The 21,134-nt window shown below is 67.8% G+C and carries 21 protein-coding genes; 8 read left to right on the top strand and 13 right to left on the bottom strand.

Annotated features, from left to right (window positions below):
- Window positions 1–121: 121 nt before the first annotated feature.
- From K307_RS24335 to K307_RS24315, 5 genes are all read left to right on the top strand, one after another.
- Entirely contained in the window at window positions 122–574 is a 453-nt protein-coding gene (locus tag K307_RS24335) for an RrF2 family transcriptional regulator (protein ID WP_042883456.1), read from the top strand.
- Between the two features lie 95 nt (window positions 575–669).
- Window positions 670–1,890, top strand: coding sequence for a globin domain-containing protein (locus K307_RS24330; protein ID WP_042883455.1), 1,221 nt, complete (start codon window positions 670–672; stop codon window positions 1,888–1,890).
- Between the two features lie 101 nt (window positions 1,891–1,991).
- On the top strand, window positions 1,992–2,696 hold the full coding sequence (locus K307_RS24325) for a general secretion pathway protein (protein WP_042883454.1): 705 nt from the start codon (window positions 1,992–1,994) through the stop codon (window positions 2,694–2,696).
- Between the two features lie 154 nt (window positions 2,697–2,850).
- Window positions 2,851–3,447 (top strand): EF-hand domain-containing protein, encoded by a 597-nt coding sequence (locus tag K307_RS24320; protein WP_042883453.1) that lies wholly within the window; start codon window positions 2,851–2,853, stop codon window positions 3,445–3,447.
- A 419-nt stretch (window positions 3,448–3,866) separates the two neighbouring features.
- Complete coding sequence (locus K307_RS24315; RefSeq protein ID WP_010813460.1) at window positions 3,867–4,361, top strand: Lrp/AsnC family transcriptional regulator; 495 nt, start codon at window positions 3,867–3,869, stop codon at window positions 4,359–4,361.
- A gap of 67 nt (window positions 4,362–4,428) precedes the next feature.
- On the opposite strand, the gene K307_RS24310 is transcribed toward K307_RS24315, so the two are convergent.
- Window positions 4,429–5,127, bottom strand: a complete 699-nt coding sequence (locus tag K307_RS24310) for a GNAT family N-acetyltransferase (protein WP_042883452.1) — start codon at window positions 5,125–5,127, stop codon at window positions 4,429–4,431.
- Between the two features lie 333 nt (window positions 5,128–5,460).
- On the opposite strand from K307_RS24310, the gene K307_RS24305 reads away from it, so the two are divergent.
- Window positions 5,461–6,015 (top strand): NAD(P)H-dependent oxidoreductase, encoded by a 555-nt coding sequence (locus K307_RS24305; protein ID WP_042883451.1) that lies wholly within the window; start codon window positions 5,461–5,463, stop codon window positions 6,013–6,015.
- Window positions 6,012–7,823, top strand: a complete 1,812-nt coding sequence (kefC, locus tag K307_RS24300) for a glutathione-regulated potassium-efflux system protein KefC (RefSeq protein ID WP_042883450.1) — start codon at window positions 6,012–6,014, stop codon at window positions 7,821–7,823. The genes K307_RS24305 and kefC overlap by 4 nt, the downstream gene beginning before the upstream one ends.
- 40 nt (window positions 7,824–7,863) lie before the next feature.
- On the opposite strand, the gene K307_RS24295 is transcribed toward kefC, so the two are convergent.
- The 7 genes from K307_RS24295 to paaA all read right to left on the bottom strand — a co-directional run bounded on the left by K307_RS24295 (window position 7,864) and on the right by paaA (window position 13,383).
- Window positions 7,864–8,481: a TetR/AcrR family transcriptional regulator gene (locus tag K307_RS24295; protein WP_042883449.1), complete on the bottom strand. Its 618-nt coding sequence runs from the start codon at window positions 8,479–8,481 to the stop codon at window positions 7,864–7,866.
- Window positions 8,482–8,489: 8 nt separating this feature from the next.
- On the bottom strand, window positions 8,490–9,284 hold the full coding sequence (locus K307_RS24290) for a DUF1835 domain-containing protein (RefSeq protein WP_042883448.1): 795 nt from the start codon (window positions 9,282–9,284) through the stop codon (window positions 8,490–8,492).
- Window positions 9,285–9,454: 170 nt separating this feature from the next.
- Window positions 9,455–10,543, bottom strand: a complete 1,089-nt coding sequence (paaE, locus tag K307_RS24285) for a 1,2-phenylacetyl-CoA epoxidase subunit PaaE (protein ID WP_042883447.1) — start codon at window positions 10,541–10,543, stop codon at window positions 9,455–9,457.
- 27 nt (window positions 10,544–10,570) lie between these two features.
- A complete protein-coding gene (paaD, locus tag K307_RS24280) occupies window positions 10,571–11,143 on the bottom strand; it encodes a 1,2-phenylacetyl-CoA epoxidase subunit PaaD (protein ID WP_042883446.1) in 573 nt (190 codons plus the stop codon).
- 31 nt (window positions 11,144–11,174) lie between these two features.
- The gene (gene paaC / locus K307_RS24275; protein WP_042883445.1) at window positions 11,175–12,029 is read right to left on the bottom strand and encodes a 1,2-phenylacetyl-CoA epoxidase subunit PaaC; all 855 of its coding nucleotides are present in this window, start codon (window positions 12,027–12,029) and stop codon (window positions 11,175–11,177) included.
- Between the two features lie 9 nt (window positions 12,030–12,038).
- On the bottom strand, window positions 12,039–12,326 hold the full coding sequence (gene paaB, locus K307_RS24270) for a 1,2-phenylacetyl-CoA epoxidase subunit PaaB (protein WP_022536879.1): 288 nt from the start codon (window positions 12,324–12,326) through the stop codon (window positions 12,039–12,041).
- Window positions 12,327–12,363: 37 nt separating this feature from the next.
- Window positions 12,364–13,383, bottom strand: coding sequence for a 1,2-phenylacetyl-CoA epoxidase subunit PaaA (gene paaA / locus K307_RS24265; protein ID WP_042883444.1), 1,020 nt, complete (start codon window positions 13,381–13,383; stop codon window positions 12,364–12,366).
- 238 nt (window positions 13,384–13,621) lie between these two features.
- Here paaA and K307_RS24260 point away from each other — a divergent pair, with 238 nt between their 5' ends.
- Window positions 13,622–14,092, top strand: coding sequence for a universal stress protein (locus K307_RS24260; protein WP_042887364.1), 471 nt, complete (start codon window positions 13,622–13,624; stop codon window positions 14,090–14,092).
- Window positions 14,093–14,152: 60 nt separating this feature from the next.
- On the opposite strand, the gene K307_RS24255 is transcribed toward K307_RS24260, so the two are convergent.
- The 5 genes from K307_RS24255 to K307_RS24235 all read right to left on the bottom strand — a co-directional run bounded on the left by K307_RS24255 (window position 14,153) and on the right by K307_RS24235 (window position 20,470).
- A complete protein-coding gene (locus K307_RS24255) occupies window positions 14,153–14,431 on the bottom strand; it encodes a DUF1488 domain-containing protein (RefSeq protein ID WP_013958269.1) in 279 nt (92 codons plus the stop codon).
- A gap of 121 nt (window positions 14,432–14,552) precedes the next feature.
- On the bottom strand, window positions 14,553–16,664 hold the full coding sequence (locus K307_RS24250; RefSeq protein WP_042887362.1) for an FUSC family protein: 2,112 nt from the start codon (window positions 16,662–16,664) through the stop codon (window positions 14,553–14,555).
- A gap of 400 nt (window positions 16,665–17,064) precedes the next feature.
- The gene (locus K307_RS24245; protein WP_042883443.1) at window positions 17,065–18,309 is read right to left on the bottom strand and encodes a nucleoside recognition domain-containing protein; all 1,245 of its coding nucleotides are present in this window, start codon (window positions 18,307–18,309) and stop codon (window positions 17,065–17,067) included.
- Window positions 18,310–18,368: 59 nt separating this feature from the next.
- Window positions 18,369–18,755, bottom strand: a complete 387-nt coding sequence (locus K307_RS24240; RefSeq protein WP_042883442.1) for a DUF488 domain-containing protein — start codon at window positions 18,753–18,755, stop codon at window positions 18,369–18,371.
- A 23-nt stretch (window positions 18,756–18,778) separates the two neighbouring features.
- Entirely contained in the window at window positions 18,779–20,470 is a 1,692-nt protein-coding gene (locus K307_RS24235) for an AMP-binding protein (protein WP_042883441.1), read from the bottom strand.
- Between the last annotated feature and the right edge of the window lie 664 nt (window positions 20,471–21,134).

The raw sequence follows: 21,134 nt of genomic DNA, 5'->3' as shown, positions 1-21,134 counted from the left end.
TATAACCGGCGCCACATGACTGTTTTATGGGAGGTGGCGTTGGCGCCTCGGCGTCACAGCCCGGGGTGGCCGTCGGATTTAACTTGCATCCTGGATACATCTTTTTTAAGATGGCGGCACGATGCAACTGACCCGCTTCTCCGACTATGCGCTGCGCCTGCTGATGTACGTCGCCCGTGGCGACGGCAGCCGGCCCATCACCATTGCCGAGGTGGGGCAGCAGTTCGATATCTCGCACAACCACCTGGTCAAGGTGGCGGCGCGGTTGTCGAAGCTGGGCTGGATTACCGCCACGCGCGGCCGCCACGGCGGCCTGCAGCTGGGCCCGGGCGCCGAACGGCTGACCGTCGGCACCATCCTGCGCGAGCTGGAAGGCCACAAGCCGATCATCGACTGCGACAACCCGCCCTGCGCGCTGAACGGCAATTGCCGGCTGCGTCGCGCGCTGGACGTGGCCGAGCAGGCGTTCTACCGGGCGCTGGACGATGTCACGCTGGCGGATGTCACCGGCAGCCAGACGGCCGAGTCGATCATCCGGCTGCATCGCGATTTCCTGAACCGGCGTTCGGCCTGAGCGGATTCTTGTCCGCGCAGGCGCCGACGAGCGCCGGTTTTATTGTGAGTAAAACATGCATGTAATATGCATGATATTGAACGGAGTGTTACCTGATGCTGTCCGCCGCTTCCCGCCCCTATATCGATGCGAGCGTCCCCGTGCTGCGCGAGCATGGCCTGGCCATCACCACCCATTTCTACCGCGAGATGTTCGCGGACCGGCCTGAGCTGACGCAGCTGTTCAACATGGGCAACCAGGCCAACGGCAGCCAGCAGCAGTCGCTGGCCTCGGCCGTGTTTGCCTACGGCGCCAATATCGACAACGCGGCGGCGCTGGCGCCGGTGATCGAACGCATCGTGCACAAGCACGCGTCCGTCGGCCTGACCCCCGCGCACTACCCGATCGTCGGCCGCTACCTGCTGGGCGCCATCTCCGCAGTGCTGGGCGAGGCCGCGACGCCGCCGCTGCTGGCCGCCTGGGACGAGGCCTACTGGCTGCTGGCGGGCGATATGATTGCCGCCGAGGCGCGCCTGTACCAGCGCACCGGTGTCGCTGCCGGCGAACTGACGCCGGTACGCGTGATCCGCCGCGAGGCGCAGGGCGAGCAGGTGGTGGCGCTGACGCTGGCCGCCGCTGACGGCGGGCCGCTGCGCGAATTCCGCCCCGGTCAGTACATCAGCGTCGAGGCACGGCTGGACGACGGTACGCGCCAGCTGCGTCAGTATTCGCTGTCGGGCGAAAGCGGGCTGCCGACCTGGCGCATCTCGGTCAAGCGCGAGGACGGCGACCACGCCACGCCGGCCGGCGCGGTTTCCAACTGGCTGCACGCCAACGCCCACGAAGGCACGGAACTGAAGGTAAGCGCGCCGTTCGGCGACTTTACGCCGGCGCTCGATGGCCGCCGCCCGCTGGTGCTGCTGTCGGCCGGGATCGGCATCACGCCGATGCTGTCGGTGCTGCGCACGCTGGCCGCGCAGGGCTCGCAGCGTCCGATCCTGTTCGCACATGCGGCACGCAACGGCCGCCATCACGCGCATCGCGCCGACCTGCAGTGGGCGCGCGAGCGGCTGCCGCAGCTGGTCACGCATATCAGCTACGAAACCCCGGACGCAGGCGATGCCGCCGGCCGCGACTACGACCACGCCGGCACCATGCCGGTGGGCGAGCTGCTGCGCCAGCCGGACCTGCAGCGCTTTGTCGATGGCCGCTTCTACCTGTGCGGGCCGCTCGGCTTCATGCAGGCGCAGCGCCATGCGCTGGTCGGCGCGGGCGTGCCGGTGGCGCATATCGACCGCGAAGTGTTCGGGCCCGACCTGCTGGACGATCTGCTCTGAGCCTGATCCGAGCGGCAGCGCGACAGACAGTATCATGAGGCTCTGGTACGCTTGGCGCGTCCGCACTTCTGCGTTATCGCCCGCGCCAAGGGTACCGTTCCGTGCAACTCTCTCTCCGGCCTGACTTTCGCTTCGATGCCTCGGCGGCCTGGCTGCCACGCCTGGCCAGCCTGGTGCTGTTTATCGCGCTGTGCGCGCTGGCCACCTACTGGGCGCTGACCTTCAGCGCAATGCGCACCATCCCGGTCCCGCAGAGTGCGCGCGTGGCGCAGACCGAGGCGGTCGAGACCGGCGCGGTGGCCACGCTGTTCGGCGGCTCGGCGCAGGGCGGCCCGCGCGACGTGCAGCTGCTCGGCGTGGTGGCCGAGGTGGGCGGCGGCGCGGGCGCGGCGATCGTGTCGCTGGACGGCGGCCCGCCCAAGGCGGTGCGCGCTGGTGCGTCGCTGTCGCAGCAGATCCGGCTGGCGGAAATCCGCCAGCGCTCGGTCGTGATCGAGCGCAGCGGCGTGCGCCAGGAGATCGTGCTGCCATTGCAGGCGGGCGCCACGCGCGGCGCGCCGCCATCCGCCGCGGCGGCTGCCTTGCCCACGCCGCCGGCCGGTGCCGCGGCTCCGATGGCGACCCCGATGCCGCCGCCGGCGCCCATGGTCAGCCAGCCGGCCCCGCCCCCGCAAAGCCCGCCCACGCAGCCCCAGGCCCAACCGGTTCAGCCAGCGCAGCCCCAGATGGCCGATCCCCGCCAGTACCAGCCCGCGACGATGGTCCCGCCGGCCGCGGCCGACGGTGCGCTGGTCCCGAAGCATTAACCCTGCAGGAAAGCGAATATTCGCACCGGATTGCGTTCCCTTACGGCGTCGGGCTTTTCTGTGAGCCGGGTAACATCGTATTAAAAGCGCCAACTTACTTGCATCGTCTGCGTTCTAATCCGTACATGCCAAACGTGATGACAAGGAGCCAGACATGCAACGCAATCACAAGCCGCAGATCCTGAAGCAGTTCCTGGCCGCATCGGCCGCCCTCCTGGTCGCCGGTGGCGCCTTTGCGCAGGCCAGCGCGCCTGCCGCGCCTGCCGCGCCTGGCGGCCAGCCCGGGCAGCCAGGCCACCATCACCATATGGGCCACGGTGGCGGCATGTGGATGAAGTCCATCGATACCGATGGCGACGGTGCGATCTCCAAGGCGGAAGCCGACGCGTGGTTCAACAAGCTCGACACCAACCGCGACGGCAAGATCGACAAGGCCGAGATAGAAGCGCACCGCAAGGCCACCATGGCCGAGCGCCACGCCAGCATGCAGGCCGCCTTCGACGAGAAGTTCAAGGCCGCCGACAAGAACGGCGATGGCGCGCTGACCAAGGCCGAGGCCAACGCCGGCCTGCCGCGCCTGGCCAAGCGCTTTGACCAGCTTGATGCCAACCACGACGGCAAGCTGACCCGCGACGAGATCCGCGCTGGCATGGAGAAGATGCACCGCGACCACCAACGCGGTGACCGCGGCCAGCGCGGCAGCCAGCCCGCGCCGGGCACCCCGAGTGCGCCGTCCACCAGCGGCGGCTGATCCCAGGCCAGGGCGGCCAGAACGTCCTGCCGCTGACATCAGCAAGCGCGCGCACCCCTAGGGGTCGCGCGCTTTTTTTCTTTTGCGCCGTCTTTTTGCAGCGCCGCCGGCCCGCAGGCGGTGCGGGTACCAGGAAGCCTCTGACTTGCGTGGCAAACGCCCGTAGAATGCCGCTTCCCTGTGCGCCGGGCTTGGCACCATCCTTGCCTGCTCCCGGTCGGCGGGCGCGATGGCAATACGCCCGCGCCAACAGGGTTGCCCAGCCCGACCGGCTGCTGCATGAGTGACCAATGAGGCCGCCGGCTGGTGCGGACGGGGGCTGGATCGGGGCAATCAAACAAAAAATTGCGTACTTGTGCACGGTTTGCTAAATTTGCGCAAAAAAATTGCCAATAAACATATTGCGGAGCAACAATATCGTGAGCAAGGTGGAGTTGGACAAGATCGACCGGAAGATCCTGGAAGTGCTGCAGACCAACGGCCGTTTGACCAACCTGGAGGTGGCCGAGCGCGTGAACCTGTCGCCCAGCCCCTGCCTGCGCCGTATCCGGCGGCTGGAAGAGATCGGCGTGATCCGGCAGTACGCGGCGCTGCTGGAGCCCAACAAGATCGGGCTGGGCCTGCTGGCCTATATCAACGTGCGGCTGGAAAAGCATGGCGGCGCGCCCAAGGGCAAGGCGCCGCTGGACCTGTTCCGCGCGTCGATCGCGGTCTGGCCGGAGGTGGCCGCGTGCCATGCCATGACCGGCGAGATGGACCTGCTGCTCAAGGTCTACGTCGAAGACATGGAACACTTCGCGCGCTTCATGCAGGAACAGCTGCTGGCGCACCCCTCGGTGATCGACGTGCGTTCCAGCTTTGCGCTGGAAAGCATCAAAGACACCACGGCGCTGCCCGTGGGCGGCGCCGCCTGACGGCCTGAAACAAAAACGGCGCATCGTTGCGATGCGCCGTCTGGCAGGAAAGCCGCGAAGGGCTGGGTCAGGCGGTATGCTTCTGCGGCACCATGGTGCGCCAGAAGCGCAGCCCGAAGCGGCGCGCGTCGCGCAGGTTGCGGCGCACCGCGTAGTCCAGGTCGGCGAGCTGCTCGTCCAGCGCCTCGGTCAGGCGGCTGACGGTGTCGGCGGGCGGCAGTTCCAGGTAGGCGTCGGCCTCGCCATAGGCGTACTGGACCTTCATGCCGGCCTTCTTGGCGATGTGCATCATCGCCGCGTTGCGCGATAGGCAATGCATGTACAGCGTCCGCACATTGGTATTGCGGCCGTGCATCGCGGCACGCTCGAACAGCGCGCTGCCGATGCCGCGCCCGCGGGCGCTGCGCGATACCGACACGCCGAACTCCGCCACGCGGCCCTGGGCGTTGTCGCGCAGGTTGGCGAAGTGGCCCACGCCGACCAGCTCGAGCTTGTCGTCGTAGACGCCGAACACGGAGTCATGGTCGAAGTCGATGCTGTCGACATAGGCTTCGATCACGTGATCGCCCACGGACTGGCCAAAACGGAGCAGGCGATCCTCCTCGCCCAGGGCGAGGAAATGCTTCAGCAGGCGCGAGCGGTGATGGGCCGCCAGCTCGCGCACCAGGACGGTGGCGCGGTGGGTGGCCTGTGCGGCTTCGGCTGCCTTGCGCAGATCTTCGTCGGTCAGTGCGCCGACGGCCTTGCTCAGTTCGAGCGGGTTCACGATTATTTCCTTCCTGGTGCAGTCACAGATAAAAATAGCACTGCGTTGGTGTTCCGCCAGGCACTTTTCCCTGGCTCGGTGCAAGACTCGGGGGAAACACCATCTTGATACAGCGCGAAAAGTATTGTAGTGGAATTGTCAGTTCGGCGTAAGCTTCCTGCGCCGCAACAGGTCTGCGTATCGACTCATGCGCGCGATAAATCGAATAAAATCAATGGCTTGAAAAAATGTGATGATTTGTTGCGCGCCATCAACTGTGGATTTGGTGCAACGCGGCAATCGGCCGCCGCATCCCCGATCATCCGCTCTCTCCTACCAGCCGATCGCCTTCCAATGACCGAGCCCCCAATCGTTGTGATCTACGCGCATCCCACGCCCAGCCGTTCGCGCGTCAACCGGCCGCTGGCCGATGCGCTGGCGGCGTTGCCGCAGGTTCAGGTACGCGACCTCTATCGCAGTTATGTGGATTACGACATCGACGTCGTCGCCGAGCAGCGCGTGCTGTCGGTATCGGACACGGTCGTGCTGCTGTACCCCGTGCGCTGGTACAGCGTGCCGGCGCTGCTGAAACTCTGGCTGGATGAGGTGCTGGAGGCGGGCTGGGCCTTCGGCCCCGGCGGCACGGCGCTGCGCGGCAAGTCGATGCTGGCGGTGGTGAGCACCGGCGGCACCGCCGATTCGTATGGGTCGGATGGCATCCATGGCCGTCCGATCGAGGACTTCCTGCTGCCGCTGGAGCAGACCGCCTTGCTGTGCGGCATGAACTGGCTGCCGCCGGTGGTGCTGCACGATGCCGACAATGCCGACGCGCTGGCGCTGGCCGACCATATTGCCCATGTCTGCGGACGGCTGGGCACCGATGCGGCCCCGGTGGAGGTGCAGGCATGAACCAGCACGACTTCCTGATTGCGCTGCTGGTGTTCCTGGTCGCGGCCGTGGTTGCGGTGCCACTGGCGCGCCGCAGCGGCCTGGGCGCGGTGCTGGGCTACCTGTTGGCGGGGGCGGCGATCGGGCCGTTCGCGCTGCGCCTGGTCACCAATGTCGAATCGATCCTGCATTTCTCCGAGTTCGGCGTGGTGCTGATGATGTTCGTGATCGGCCTGGAGCTGGAGCCGCGCAAGCTGTGGGCGCTGCGGCGGAGCATCTTTGGCTACGGCGGCGCGCAGATGGCCGCGTGCGCGCTGCTGATCGGCGTAACCGCGGCGCTGGCGGGCGCGCCGTGGCAGGTGGCGCTGGTGGCCGGCCTCGGCCTGGCGCTGTCGTCGACCGCGATCGCGCTGGCGACGCTGACCGAGCGCAACCTGTTCGGCACGCCGGCGGGGGCGGCCAGCTTCGGCATCCTGCTGTTCCAGGACATCGCCGCGATCCCGATGATCGCGCTGCTGCCGCTGCTGGCCACGCAGGGCGCCGAAGGCGCGGCGGGCGCAACCGGCTGGCTGGCCGCGGGCAAGGCGGTGGCGGTGATCGGGCTGGTGGTTGCCGGCGGCCGCTACCTGGTGCGGCCGGCGCTGCGCTTTATCGCGCGCACCGACATGCGCGAGATGTTCACCGCGTTCGCGCTGCTGCTGGTGGTGGGCATCGCGCTGATGATGGACGCGGTGGGCCTGTCGATGGCGCTCGGCACTTTCCTGGCCGGCGTGCTGCTGGCCGACTCGGAATACCGCCACGCGCTCGAGGCCGACCTGGAGCCGTTCAAGGGCCTGCTGCTGGGGCTGTTCTTCATGGCGGTCGGCATGTCGATCGACTTTGCCGTGCTGGCGCGCTCGCCGTGGCTGGTTCTCGGGCTGGTGGTGGCCGTTGTCGCGGCCAAGACGGTGGTGCTGGCGCTGTTGGCAAAGCGCTTCGCCATCGCCCGCGGCCAGCGGCTGCTGTTCGCGCTGCTGATCTCGCAGGGCGGCGAGTTTGCCTTCGTGGTGTTCGGCGTCGCCGGCGGCGCGGGCCTGCTACCGCGCGAGACCGAAGCGCTGCTGGTGCTGGTGGTGGCGCTGTCGATGGTGGCCACGCCCTTGCTGCTGCTGGCCTACGACCAGCTGGTGGCGCCGCGCCTGGGCGGGCGCCGCGCGCGCGCGGGCGAGGCCATCACGCCGCAGGACAACCCGGTGCTGATCGCCGGCTTCGGGCGCTTCGGCCAGATCATCGGGCGGCTGCTGTACAGCCAGGGTGTGGGCGTCACGGTGCTGGACCACGACCCGGACCAGATTGAGTTCCTGCGCCAGTACGGCCTCAAGGTCTTCTATGGCGATGCCACCCGGCTGGACCTGCTGGAAGCCGCCGGCATCGCCCGTGCGCGCATCCTGGTGGTGGCGATCGACGGCATGGACGAGAGCCTGCAACTGATCGACCGCGTGCGCGAGCGCTTCCCGGAGCTGCAGATCTACGCGCGGGCGCGACATGTGTCGCACGTCTACCAGCTCAAGGACCGCGGCGTGCATCTGTTCGAGCGCGAGTTGTTCGAGGGTTCGCTGATGCTGGGCCGGCGCGTGCTGGAAGGGCTGGGTTTCGACCCGGCCGAGGCGCGCAACGTGGCGCTGCGTTTCCGGCGCCACAACATCCAGGCGATCGACCGCTTCTATCCGCACTACACGGATCAGAAAAAGCTGGTTTCGCTGGCGCGCCAGGCGCGCGACGAGCTGGAGGAGATGTTCCGCCAGGACCGCGAGCAGCGGCGCCAGCGTGAGGAAGCAGAGTGGACCTGAGGTCCTGGAGGCAGGGCGGGAAGGGCGTGACGGGCGGGGATCAGCGCCCCGCCACGGCCCGCCCGGGCAGGCCGCCTTCGAGCAGGTCGACTACCATCTCGGCAAACTCCGCGTACGACAGCCGTCCGCCCGGCTTGAGCCAGGTGAACGTCCAGTTGATCATGCCGAACACGGTCATGGTCAGCGCGGTCTGGTTATCGCGCGTGACCCGCTCCGGATAGGCCCGGCGCAGCAGGCGCGAGAAGGCGGCCACCACGTCGCGCTCGCGCCCGAGGATGAGGTCGCGCTGGGTGTCGGCCAGGAACTTGACGTCGTTGATCAGCGCAACGTGGCGGGTCTGTGAAGTCTCATACTCCGCCAGGAAGGCGCGGATCAGGTTGGCGAAGGCTTCCTTGTCGCTGCGGGCGTGGCGTTCGGCGTCGGCCTCCACTTCGGTGACCAGCAGCATCAGCCGGCGCGTGTAGCGGTCCAGCAGGTCGAACAGGATCGCTTCCTTGCTCTCGTAATAGTGGTACAGCCGCGCCTTGGAGGTGCCGCAGGCGGCGGCCAGGTCGGCCATCGAGGTGCTGGGGTAGCTGCTGTTGGCGAAGGCGGCGGCGGCCAGGTCCAGAATCTGTTCGCGCTGCGCCTCGAAATCGGGTGCCTTGGTACGGGCCATATTGTTGATTATTCGCCGCCGGTCCCTGAGTGGCGGCGCAGTTCGCAGGTCTCGAGCGAGTCGGCGTTGCCGCGCAGCACCAGCTGGCCCATGGCGATCAGCTCGCGGCAGCGCCAGAACACAAACCAGTCGCTGGCCAGCAGCCCTTCGATCGCACCCATCACGCTGCCCACCACCTGCGCCGCCGGGGTCCATTCGAGCGGGGCGCGTTCCATGATGATTTCGTCGATGGTGTGGTACGCCGCCGGCACCAGCGTGTTGCCTTTCCACAGGCGCACGTCGGCGTTTTCCTTGACGTTCTGCTGCCACTCGTAGCCCAGCCGCCCCAGCCGCAGCACCGAGACCGGCGCAATGGTGGAAAAGCGCCGCGCCAGCCGCGCGGGCGAGTACATGCCGATGGCCGCGAGGTTGCCTTGCGCGGGCATTTCGAGCTCGCGCAGGTCCATGGCGACTTCATTGATCCGTTGCGGCGCCTGGTACAGGTGGAACACCACCCGGCGCAGCATCAGCTGGTCGGCCGCGCTCTGGCCGTGCCAGATCGCAACTTCCATGTCGTCCTGGCGCAGCGCCTGGAGCTGGTCCAGCGCCTGGCGCATCTCGGCGGCGAAGTCGATGTCCGTGTGCGGGGCCACCCGCTGCCAGAAGCCGGAGCGGATCAGCCCAGTGCTGTCGATGTCTGCCAGCGGTCCCACCGCGAGGTCGTCGCGCAGCACTACGACTGGGTCGGGCCGCGCTGCCTGGGCCAGGGCCTGGCGCAAGGTCGTGCCTGCTACATCACCGTTGACGACGTGGATATATTGCATGGCCGTGATTGTATATGGGTGGGACGGTTCGCTGGCACTGCCAGCCGGTCATCCTCCTGCAAGCATCGCGCCAGCCGGATGCCGGCCTGCCGCCATTGTAATCACGGCCGGTGATGGTCAATGTCGGCCATTGTCTGTACGCGTACGCGCCGCCACGGCGCCGGCCGCGGTCAGCGCTCGTCGTAGCTGACCACCACCCGCGGCGTCAGCGCGCGCGCCTGGCAGGTGAGCACGAAGCCCTTTTTCATCTCCCACGGCTCGAGCGTGTAGTTCTTTTCCATCTCCACCTGGCCCTCCAGCACCTTGGCGCGGCAGGTGCAACAGACGCCGCTCTTGCAGGCAAAAGGCAGGTCCAGGCCGGCGGCCAGCGCGGTGTCGAGCACGTTGGCGTCTTCCAGCGGCAGGCGCAAGCTGTGCTGCTTGCCGTCGAGCACCACCACCAGCTCGGCCGTGCCGGCATGATCGGTGTGGGCGGGGGCGGGCTTGCGCCTGGCCTGCGCGAGCGGCACGCCGAAGCGCTCGGCATGGATGCGGTGCGGATCGAGGCCCGCATCGCGCAGCGCCGCCTCCGCCTCGTCGATCATCGAGGCCGGCCCGCAGACAAAGGCCGCGTCGATATCTTCCACCGGGATCAGCGTCTGCAGGAAGGCGCTCACGCGGGCATGGTCGAGCCGGCCGTGCAGCAGGTCGACCTCCTGCGGCTGGCGCGACAGCACGTGGTAGAGCGTGAAGCGCGCCAGATACTGGTTCTTCAGGTCTTCCAGCGCCTCGGAGAAGATGATGCTGTCGACGTTGCGGTTGCCGTAGACCAGCGTGAAACGGCTGAGCGGCTCGGCCTGCAGCGTGGTGCGGATCAGCGACAGCACCGGCGTGATGCCGCTGCCGGCGGCAAAGGCCACGTAGTGGCGCGCGGCGGCGGGATCGAGCGGCACATGGAAGCGCCCGTCGGGCGTCATCACGTCGATCACCTGGCCGGGGGCGATGGAGTCGTGCAGGTGCGAGGAAAAGAGTCCGTCCTCGACCAGCTTCACGGCCACGCGCAGCTCGCCGTGCTCGTCATAGTCCTGCACCGCCGAACAGATCGAGTACGAGCGGCGCAAGTCCTTGCCATCGACCGGCGCCCTGAGCGTCAGGAACTGGCCCTGCGTGAAGCGGTAGGCGTCGCGCAGCGGCTCCGGCACCTCGAATGCGATCGAGATGGTGTCGGCGGTCTCGGGGCGCACCTGCGCTACGCGCAGCGGGTGGAACTGTGGGGTCATGGCAGCCTGGCTTCGGCCCGGCGGGGCTCAGTAGGGTTTGAAATAGTCGAACGGCTCGCGGCAGTCCAGGCAGCGGTACAGCGCCTTGCATGCGGTCGAGGCGAAGCGCGAGATCTCCTGCGTATGCACGCTGCCGCAGCGCGGGCAGGCCACGGTATCGGGCGCGCCGGCGCGGGTGGCGCGAGGCGCGAAGCGCAGCGGTTGCGCGGCGGCGGCCGCGCCGCACTGGCCCGGCGGTGCGATGCCGAATTCGCGCAGGCGCTCGCGCGCACCCGGGGTGATCCAGTCAGTGGTCCAGGCTGGCGCCAGCACGGTGCGGATGCGCCAGGGCGCCAGGTCGGCAGTGTCGAGCGCCTGGCCGATGTCCTCGGCGATTTGCGACATCGCCGGGCAGCCGGAGTAGGTCGGGGTGATGACCACTTCCAGGGTGCCATCCGATGCGGCGGTGATATCGCGCAGGATGCCCAGGTCGCGGATCGACACCACCGGGATCTCCGGGTCTGGCACGGCTTCGAGCGCCGCCCACGCGCGCGCAAGGCGGTCCTCGGTGGGGCCGTCGGCCGCGCCATCGTTGCGGCGGGGGAGGGTGGGGACGTTCATGCTGGTCAATCCGTGGCGGCGAAGCGTGCGCTTACCATTGCGCGCCCGGATGGGCGCGTGCCAGCCCCTGCATCTCGCCCAGCAGGTAGCTCATATGCTCGGAATGCACGCCGTGCTTGCCGGTCGAGACAAAGCTCGTGGCCGGCGGCAACGTCAGCGTTGCGGCCTGCAGCGTCTTGGCGACGGTGGCGTCCCAGGCGGGGTGCAGCGTGGCGGTGACGATGCCGATGCCCTGCGCGGCAGCTTCGGCTTCCACCGCGTCCTCCGCAAAGCATTCGTTCATATAGGGCAGCAGGTGCTCCAGCGCGTGCTGCATGCGTGCGTGCGATGCCTCGGTCCCGTCGCCCAGGCGCACCACCCAGCCGGCGGCGTGGTGCAGGTGGTAGCGCGCTTCCTTGACCGACTTGGCGGCAATGGCGGCGACCTGCTCATCGCGGCTCGCCAGCAGCGCCTGCCACAGCTCGACCATCAGCGCGCTGTACAGGAAGTTGCGCATGATGGTGACGGCGTAGTCGCGCTCGGCGGCCGCATTTCCGGCCAGCGGGCCGCGGTGCGGCAGCTCCAGCAACGTCCAGTTGCGGAACTCGCGCTCGGTGCGCCAGTAGGCGTAGTCGTCCTCATGGCGGGGCAGGCCGGTCAGCTCGCCTTCGAGCTCGCCGGCGCGACCGTACAGCAGTCGTGCCTGGCCGATCAGGTCCAGGCTGATATTGGCCAGCGCGATGTCCTCTTCCAGCACCGGGCCGTGGCCGCACCATTCGGCGTTGCGCTGGCCCAGGACCAGAGCGTTGTCGGCCAGGCGCAGCAGGTAACGCAGCGCGGCGGTGCGCACCGGCGGCAGGTGGTCCAGCGTGGCGGGCGCGGTGGGTGGTGGGGGCGCAGTGATCATGCAGGGCCCTTACATGTGATTGACTTCGTCGGGCAGCTGGTAGAACGTCGGGTGCCGGTAGATCTTGTCGGCCATCGGGTCGAACAGCTCCGGCTTTTCCTCGGGCACGCTCGCGGTGATGGCCGCGGACGGCACCACCCAGATCGACACGCCTTCCTGGCGCCGCGTATAGACGTCGCGCGCCATGTGCAGCGCCTGCTGCGCGTCGGCGGCGTGCAGGCTGCCGCAATGCTTGTGTTCCAGGCCTTGCTTGCTGCGCACGAACACTTCCCACAGCGGCCATTCCTTGCGGTTCATCGTTGTCTCCTCCGACCTCGTTAACGGGGGTGCGGGGTCAGGCGGCGGCGCGGCATTCGCGCGCTTCGCGCTCGGCCACCTTGGCGGCGTGCGCCAGCGCGGCCTCGCGCACCCAGGCGCCGTCCTCGTGCGCCTTGACGCGGGTGGCCAGGCGCTCCTTGTTGCAGGGGCCGTCGCCGTTGATCACGCGCCAGAACTCGTCCCAGTCCAGCGGGCTGTAGTCATAGTGGCCGCGCTCGGCATTCCATTGCAGGCCGGGGTCGGGCAGGGTCACGCCGAGCACGCGCGCCTGTTCGACCGTGGCGTCGACAAACTTCTGGCGCAGGTCGTCGTTGGAGATGCGCTTGATGCCCCAGGCCATGGTCTGGGCGCTGTTGGTCGAGGCCGCGTCGGGCGGGCCGAACATCATCAGCACCGGGAACCACCAGCGGTTGACCGCGTCCTGCACCATCTCGCGCTGGGCGTCGGTGCCGCGCATCATCGCCAGCAGCGCGTCGAAGCCCTGGCGCTGGTGGAACGACTCTTCCTTGCAGATGCGGATCATCGCGCGCGCATACGGGCCGTACGAGCAGCGGCACAGCGGGATCTGGTTCATGATCGCCGCGCCGTCGACCAGCCAGCCGATCACGCCGACATCGGCCCAGGTCAGCGTCGGGTAGTTGAAGATCGAGGAGTACTTGGCTTTGCCGCTGTGCAGCGCGTCGACCAGTTCGTCGCGCGAGGCATCCAGCGTCTCGGCGGCGGAATACAGGTAGAGCCCGTGGCCGCCTTCGTCCTGCACCTTGGCCAGCAGGATCGCCTTGCGCTTGAGCGACGGGGCCCGGCTGATCCAGTTGCCCTCGGGCAGCATGCCGACGATCTCGGAATGCGCGTGCTGCGAGATCTGGCGCACCAGCGTCTTGCGGTAGGCGGCGGGCATCCAGTCCTGCGGCTCGATCTTGCCGTCGGCGGCCATGCAGGCATCGAACGCGGCCTGGCGGGCAGCGTCATCCTGGGGCGCGTGGGCTTGGCCCGGTTCGGCGTGCTGGCCGGGCAGGTCCAGACTCTGGGTGTACATGGGGCCTCCTCTGGCGGGGTGCCGCGCGAATCGTGAGGTTCGTTCCGCGGGTGGCGGCTGGCCCTATTATATATAAGCCGACCGGTCGGTCAATTTAAGGTGGAGGCCCGTTTTTCGTGCTGCTGCCTTGATCCGACCAGGCACGTGGCGACTGCCGCACGTGTAGTATCGAAGCGTGGGCGGCGTTGCCGCCGTCTTCCTGTTTCTGTTCAAGTTCCTGTCTACGGAGGTAACGCATATGGCAAGCGCGGCATACAGCAAGATCGTGGTAGCGGTGGACGGCAGCAGCACGTCCGATCTGGCGCTGGGCGAGGCCATCCGCGTGGCGGTCCCGGGCGGCGCCACCGTGCTGGCGGTTTATGTCGTCGACAACTACATGCCCATGTTCGATGCCGGCTACTACGACCCGAGCCAACTGCAGAAGGCGTTCGAGGAAAGCGGCCAGCGCGCGCTGCAAGCGGCGGCGCAGCGGCTGGCCGCGGCCGGCGTGGCGCATGAAGCCCGGCTGGTCAGCGAAGCGCCGGTGCCCGGCGATATCGGTGCCTCGATCAACGAGGCCGCGCGCCAGTGGGGCGCCGACCTGCTAGTGATCGGCACGCACGGCCGGCGCGGGGTGCGCCGGCTGATGCTGGGCAGCGTGGCCGAAGCGGTGATCCGCCAGTCCACCATGCCGGTGCTGCTGGTGCGTGGCGAAGCCAAGGCAGACTGAGCGCGTGCGGGCGCCGGGGCGGCATCGCCCCTCGTGTCTTAGATCGGTGTCCGGTGCAGATTAGCCCGCGAAACGGAAATGGCCGCTGCGCAGGACGATCTCGCGCGCCTCGGTCAGCTCGAACAGGCTTTCGGCCAGCCGCTCGATACGCTGGCGGTTGCTGGTGAACGCGGCGACCAGGTCCTCCTCACGCGGCGAGCGCGCGCCGAAATGGGCCTCGAGGGCCTCGGCGGTGACGGAATAGAGGGTGGGACTGCCGTTGACCGTGGCGGGACAGGACAGCGTCAGGCTGGCTGCGCAGTAGGTCGGGAGGCTGCGAGGGAACGTGATGTCTGACATGGCGTGCCTCGTGCTGGCGGCGGGTATTCAATTATTCTAGGTCATCGTCGCGTTCCGTAAAGGCTTCCCTCGCCGCGCGTGCGGCGGCGGCCGGTGCTGCTGCCAGATTGCTTCCCTTTGCTCAGCCGCTGTGCGCCCGCCGGCGCCCCAGCGGCTTGCGCGCGGTGGGCCCCAGCGCGCGCAGGTCTGCTACCGCGGCGTGCGCGGCGGCGAGATGCGCGGCGGCATAGTCGGCCTGCTCGGCCAGGAAGGCGTCGATGGTGCCTGCGGCGCAGCGCGGCAGGACCGCGGGTTCGGCGGTGCCGGGGCGCTCGGCCAGGCCCGGGCGCATGGCCAGCTCGGCCAGTTGCGCTTCGAGCATTGCCATCAGCGCGCGCACTTCGACGCCGGCGGGCAGCGGGAAAGCGCCCGACTCCACCCCGGCTCGCACCACGCCTGCCAGCGCCGCCATGCGGCGCGCGGTCGCATGCACCCGTTTGTAGGCGCCCGCATAGTCCGGCGCCAGGGCGGGGGCGGACTGGGCCAGCGTGTGCTCGGCGCGGGTGGAGGCGCGGCCGGCAGCGATGCGCAAGGCTTCCAGCCGCGGGACGGCCGGTGCCGTGGCCGCATCGGCCACTCGGCTGGCGCCCAGGGCGGCACGCAGGTAGACCGCATTGACAGCCACCGCGTCGACGGCGTGGCGGAACACGCGCGACATTTCCACACGCGGGGCCAGCACATAGTACGTGGCCAGCGCGATCAGGCAGCCCAGCGCAGTGTCGATCCCACGCAGCGCGGCAAAGTGGCTGCTGTCGATGGCCGGTGCGCCCACCCATGAGAACAGGATCACCGCCGGTGTCAGGCAGAAGGCGAATGCACCCGGCTGCCCGGCCAGCCGAGTGGCGTAGGCGCCGGCCAGGAAGGCCGCGCTGATGCCCAGTGCTACCGGGGGCGCCGGATGGAGCAGGCCGATCAGGCATGCGCACAGCGCGCCAGCCAGCGAGCCGGCGAACCGCTTCAGCGACACCTGCCGCGTGGTCTGCCGCTGCGGGCTGAGCACCATGATCACCGTCACCGCGACCCAGTAGCCGTGGTCGAGGTGCCATAGCTGCGCCGGCACCAGGCTGAGGCTGCCGGCCAGCGCCAGGCGCAGGGCGTGGCGCGCGGCCAGGGCGTCGCGTGCCGCGTGGTCGGCCAGCGCGCGCAGCATGCGGCCCAGGCCATGGCTCAGGCCCCGGCACGGCCAGGCAAAGCCGGCACGCCAGGCATCGAAATCGGGATGGCGCGCCAGGGCCGACAACGCAGACTGATAGGAAGGCGGGGCACCGGTGTTGGCGCCCGGCGCGGTCAGGCGGCGCACTTCGTGGCGCAGTGCGGCGCTCAGTGCCGGCAGGTCGGGGGTGTGGCGATCCAGCGCCTGGCTGACCTGCTCGCGGGCATCGGCCACGCTGCGCGCGATATGGCGCAGGGGCAGGCCGTGGACGGCGCCGGCGCGCTCGCGCAGTTCGCCGGCAACAATCAGCAGGGCGAACAGGGCGTCGGCCACGCCAACCGCATAGGCATGGTGCAGTGGGCTGGAGCTGTCGCGCAGGCTGCGGCGCGCCGCGATGGCCAGGCGTGCGGCTTCGATCCGGTTGCGGACGCCCTGTTTGCAGGCGGCCAGATCGCTGCCGTGGGCGGTGTCCGCCAGCGCCGCGGCGAACCGCAACAGGGCGTCGTAGGCTGCCAGTACTTCGGCGTGCGGTCGTTCGTCGCGTGCGGACGGGATCAGCGCCAGGCAGGCTACACAAGCGAACACCCCGCCGCGCAGGTAGTCCAGGCCGCCCTGCAGCGCCTGTGCCGCCAGGTCCGGCCCGGTGACCGGCTGCAGGCATGCGGCCACCAGCACCACATAGAGCAGCTTGGCCGCCAGCGCACTGGCCGGGCCGCGCGTTTCCGCCAGCCCCGCGGCAAGACCGCCCGCCATGACGACCAGCACGGCCAGCCACGGCGTGGGCGCCACCGCGACGCCCAGCGCACTCGCCACTGCCCCGCCGATGCCGACCGCGCCCACGCTTGAGAACCGCGCCGACGCGGTCCCCGGCCGGTCTGCCAGGCAAGTCCAGATGGAGGCGGTGGCCGACCACAGGTAGCCCTGCTCGCCGGTGAGCCAGCCCACGCCGGCCAAGGCCAGGAACGACAGCGCATAAATGGTCCCGCGTCGGAGCAGCGCGTTTTCGGGCCAGTATTGGATCAGGCGGGCGGTGGCGAACATGCGGGCCAGATGTAACGAAGGCGGGCCGGGTTGGCCGCCCATCGCCTAGCCACTCTACGACACGGGTTGGTGCGGTGCAACAAAGCCGGCGTTGGGGGGCGATTCGGCCGGGTGGTTGCACCGATACTGAGCGCCGCAAGGCCGCTGAGGTGCGCAAAGCACAGTTTCGGCGCCTGGCCAGCCTAATCCGAGCAACGCTGGTTGCAGTGGCCGGCGACAGGGCAAAAAAAACCCACGCAGGTTGTGCGTGGGTTGGAATCCACCGAGGTGGTGGAGGAGACAGACTTCACTATACACGCTTTGTTGCGACGCACCAAGTGACCCATGTGTTAATGTCTGGTGATAAGCACAATGGCGTTGCATTGATGCAACAGCTCGGAATTGCCCGGCGCCAACGGCACTAGCGGAACAGATAAGCAGCGCCTACGGCACAGAAGATGCCGGCCGCATCCGCCACCAGCGCACATCCGAGCGCATGCCGGGTGTTGCGCACATTGATGCTGCCGAAATAGACCGCCAGCACATAGAAGGTGGTTTCGGTCGATCCCTGGATAATCGCCGCCAGGCGGCCCTGGAACGAGTCCACGCCGTAGGTCGTCATCACGTCGACCATCAGCCCGCGCGCGCCCGCGCCCGACAGGATCTTCATCAGCCCCACCGGCAGCGCGGGCACGAAATCGGTATTGACGCCCAGGTGGGCAAAGCCCAGCGTGAGCCAGCCCATCAGCACGTCCATGCAGCCGGTCGCCCGGAACAATCCGATCGCGACCAGGATCGCCACCAGATAAGGAATAATCTGCACGGCAACGCCGAAACCTTCCTTGGCACCTTCGATAAAGGCTTCGTAGACATTGACGCGCCGCAGCGCGCCGCAGACCAGGAACAGGGTGACCAGCGACAGGATAAAGCCGGCGCCCGCCAGCGCGGTCACGCTGCCGACCTGCTCCGGCGGGGCGTGGCGCAGCCAGGCGAACATGCCTCCCAGCAGCGCCGCGACCAGCCCGAACGCCACCAGCACGGCCGGCCGCAACAGGTTGAGCCGCTGCACCCAGGCCACCGCCAGCAGCCCCGCCAGGCATGAGCCCCCCGTCGCCAGCAGCGTTGGCAGGAAGATATCGGCGGCATTGAAGCCGACCAGCCCCTGCTTGACCGCGATCGCCTGCCGGATCGCGATCACCGAAGTCGGAATCAGTGTCAGTCCGGCCGTATTCAGCACGATGAACATGATTTGCGCGTCGGTGGCGACGTCCGGGCGCCGGTTCAGCGTCTGCAGCTCGCGCATGGCGTTCAGGCCGAGCGGCGTGGCGGCGTTGTCCAGGCCGAGCAGGTTGGCCGACACGTTCATCATCATCGCGCCCTGCGCCGGGTGGCCTTGGGGCACGCCGGGGAAGAAATGGCGCAGCAGCGGGTTCACCAGCCGCGCAAAGGCGTCGACCACGCCAGCGCGCTCGCCGATGCGCATGATGCCCAGCCACAGGCTCATCACCCCGGCCAGGCCGAGCGCGATCTCGAAGGCCGTGCGCGCGCTGTCGAACAGGCTGGCCAGCATCGCCGGGAAGACGGCGAGGTCGCCGCTGGCCAGGCGGATGCAGGCGGCGACGAAGGAAATCAGGAAAAAACCGAGCCAGACTACGTTCAGGGCCATCAGATTGCGAATGCTGGGAAGGAATCTCCGGGGTTACCCCCGGAGCACGGCGGGTGGGATCAGGCGATCACGGCCCCACGTTCGGCCAGCAACTCGCGCAGTACGGACCGATGGCAATGCGCCTCATCTTCGCAATAGCAGCCGACTGAGAAGTTGGTCTGGTGCGACAGCGCGGCCAGCAGGTCGAGCGTGCGGCTCGCGTCCGGTTCGGCCATTTCCTTGCGGAAGTGCCTGACGAACGCGCGCCATTCTTTGTCGTTGCTGGCCGCCAGCGCCTGCGCCACCAGTTCGGGCGATGGCGATAGCGCGGGATACCAGACATCGTAGAAATCGCGGCTGGCAAACTCGGACTTGGGCACGCCGCGCGGCGGCCGCCGTACCGTGCCGATACGCAGGCCTTCATCGGCCTCGCGTGGCGAACCCAGTTTCACGATTCGAATGGTCATGGATGATCCCGCGGTGAATCTGCCTACGCGCTTGCGCCTGGCTTAAGCCCCAGATCATGAATCATGGTGTCGCGCATGACAAACTTCTGCACCTTTCCTGTGACAGTCATCGGCATTTCCGAGACAAAGCGGATATAGCGCGGGATCTTGTAGTGGGCGATCTGGTCGCGGCAGAAGGCGCGGATTTCTTCCTCGGTGGCCGTCTGGCCGGGTTTGAGCACGATCCAGGCGCAGACTTCCTCGCCGTACTTCTGGTCGGGCACGCCGAATACCTGCACCGCCTGGACCTTGGGATGGCGGAACAGGAACTCCTCGATCTCGCGCGGGTAGATATTCTCGCCGCCGCGGATCAGCATGTCCTTCACCCGGCCGACGATATTGCAATAGCCCTCGTCGTCGATGGTGGCCAGGTCGCCGGTGTGCATCCAGCCGTCGCGGATCGCCTCCTGCGTGCGCGCCTCGTCTTCCCAGTAGCCCTGCATCACGGAGTAGCCGCGGGTGCACAGCTCGCCGGTGGTGCCAGTCGGCACGATCTGGCCGAGCGCGTCGACCACCTTGCACTCCAGGTGCGGCTGCACCCGGCCGACGGTGGAGACGCGCTTGTCGAGCGGGTCGTCGGTGGCGCTCTGGAATGAGACGGGGCTGGTCTCGGTCATGCCGTAGGCGATGGTGACCTCCGCCATGTGCATATCGGCCACTACGCGCTTCATCACCTCGATCGGGCAGGGGGCCCCGGCCATGATGCCGGTGCGCAGTGTGGAGAAGTCGAAACGGCTGAACTCTGGGTGGTCGAGCTGGGCGATGAACATGGTCGGCACGCCGTGCAGGGCAGTGCAACGTTCCGCACTGACTGCCTCCATCGTCGCAAGCGGATCGAAGGCCTCGCCGGGGAAGACCATGCAGGCCCCGACCGAAACGCAGGCCAGCACCGACAGCACCATGCCGAAGCAGTGATAGAGCGGCACGGGGATGCACAATACGTCACTGGGCCCGAGGCGCATTGCCATCGCCACGAAGCGGCCGTTGTTGACCACGTTGTGGTGGGTAAGCGTGGCGCCCTTGGGGTTGCCGGTGGTGCCGCTGGTGAACTGGATATTGATGGCGTCGTGCGGACTGAGGGTGGCGGTGATGGCGTCCAGCCGGACCGCATCCGGCTCGGCCAGCAGTGCCTCGTAGTTCAGCATGCCCGGCGTGGCCTCCGCACCCATGCGCACGATCCATTTCAGCTTGAACAGGCGCGCGGCGCGTAGCGCGCCGGGTTCCGCCTGGGCCAGCTCCGGCGCCAGCGCCTGCAGCGTACCCAGGTAGTCGCTGGTTTTGAAGCGCGCGGCGGTGATCAGCATGCGCACGCCGGCCTTGTTCAATGCATATTCCAGTTCGGCCTGGCGGTAGGCCGGGTTGATATTGACCAGGATTGCGCCAATACGGGCGGTGGCGAACTGGGTCACCAGCCACTCGGGCCGGTTCGGCGCCCAGATACCGACGCGGTCGCCGGGTTGGATGCCGCGCTGGAGCAGGCCGCTGGCCAGGCGGTCGACCTGGTCGGCAAACTCGGCCCAACTCCAGCGCACGCCATGCTCGCGGTACACCACGGCCGGGCCGCCGGGGTTTGCAGCGACGGCCCGGGCCACCAGTGCCGGGATCGTCTCGTCGGAAAGGGGAATGTCGGTGTTGCCGGCAACCAGCGACAAGCCAGGCTTCACGGGTTGGGTCATCTTGTCTCCTTCCACTGCTCTGATGGCATTCGACGCCTATATATAGAAGAGAAGGCGGTTCGGACGGGTGAGTCCGTTGATGTCAGCTTAAGCCGAGGCACGGCCGAAAGCTGTCGCCATCGCGAGATTTGCGGCGTAAGCGCCGCTTTTGAGGGTTCTTCGAATTATTTCGCGAAATCGCTTGCCAAGCCCGCACGGCTCCCTTAATATTCGCCCCCTCGCAACACAACGCAGCGCTGCAAAGCAGTCGCAGCAAGGGTTGCGGGGTTGACCGGGAGGTCAGCGCAGCGAGGTTTGCAGCGTTGACCGCAGCAGAAAAAGATTGCTGAAGCGGTTGACGAAACGAAGAAAGCGCTGCATAATCGCTTTCTCTGCTGCTGACGCAGCGACGCTAACGGCAAAGCCGGAGGCGCGGTCGAAAGACCAGGTTCTTTAACAACCAAACAACCGATAAGTGTGGGCGCTGGGTAGCGGACGCCGCTGTCTTCGGACAGTGATGCTTCAAAAGTTATCAGTGCTCGCACAGCAAAACGTGACTGGATCTTCGGATCTGGTCAGTCAGTTTTCTGAGAGTGAGCGACCGCTCGAAAGAGCGAGGGCCCGCGAGGGTCCACACAGAGATTGAACTGAAGAGTTTGATCCTGGCTCAGATTGAACGCTGGCG

This window comes from Cupriavidus necator A5-1, from assembly GCF_000744095.1.
GTDB lineage: Bacteria > Pseudomonadota > Gammaproteobacteria > Burkholderiales > Burkholderiaceae > Cupriavidus > Cupriavidus necator_A.
Note: the sequence above shows the minus strand (reverse complement) of the source record. Positions and strands in the feature narration are given on the sequence as shown.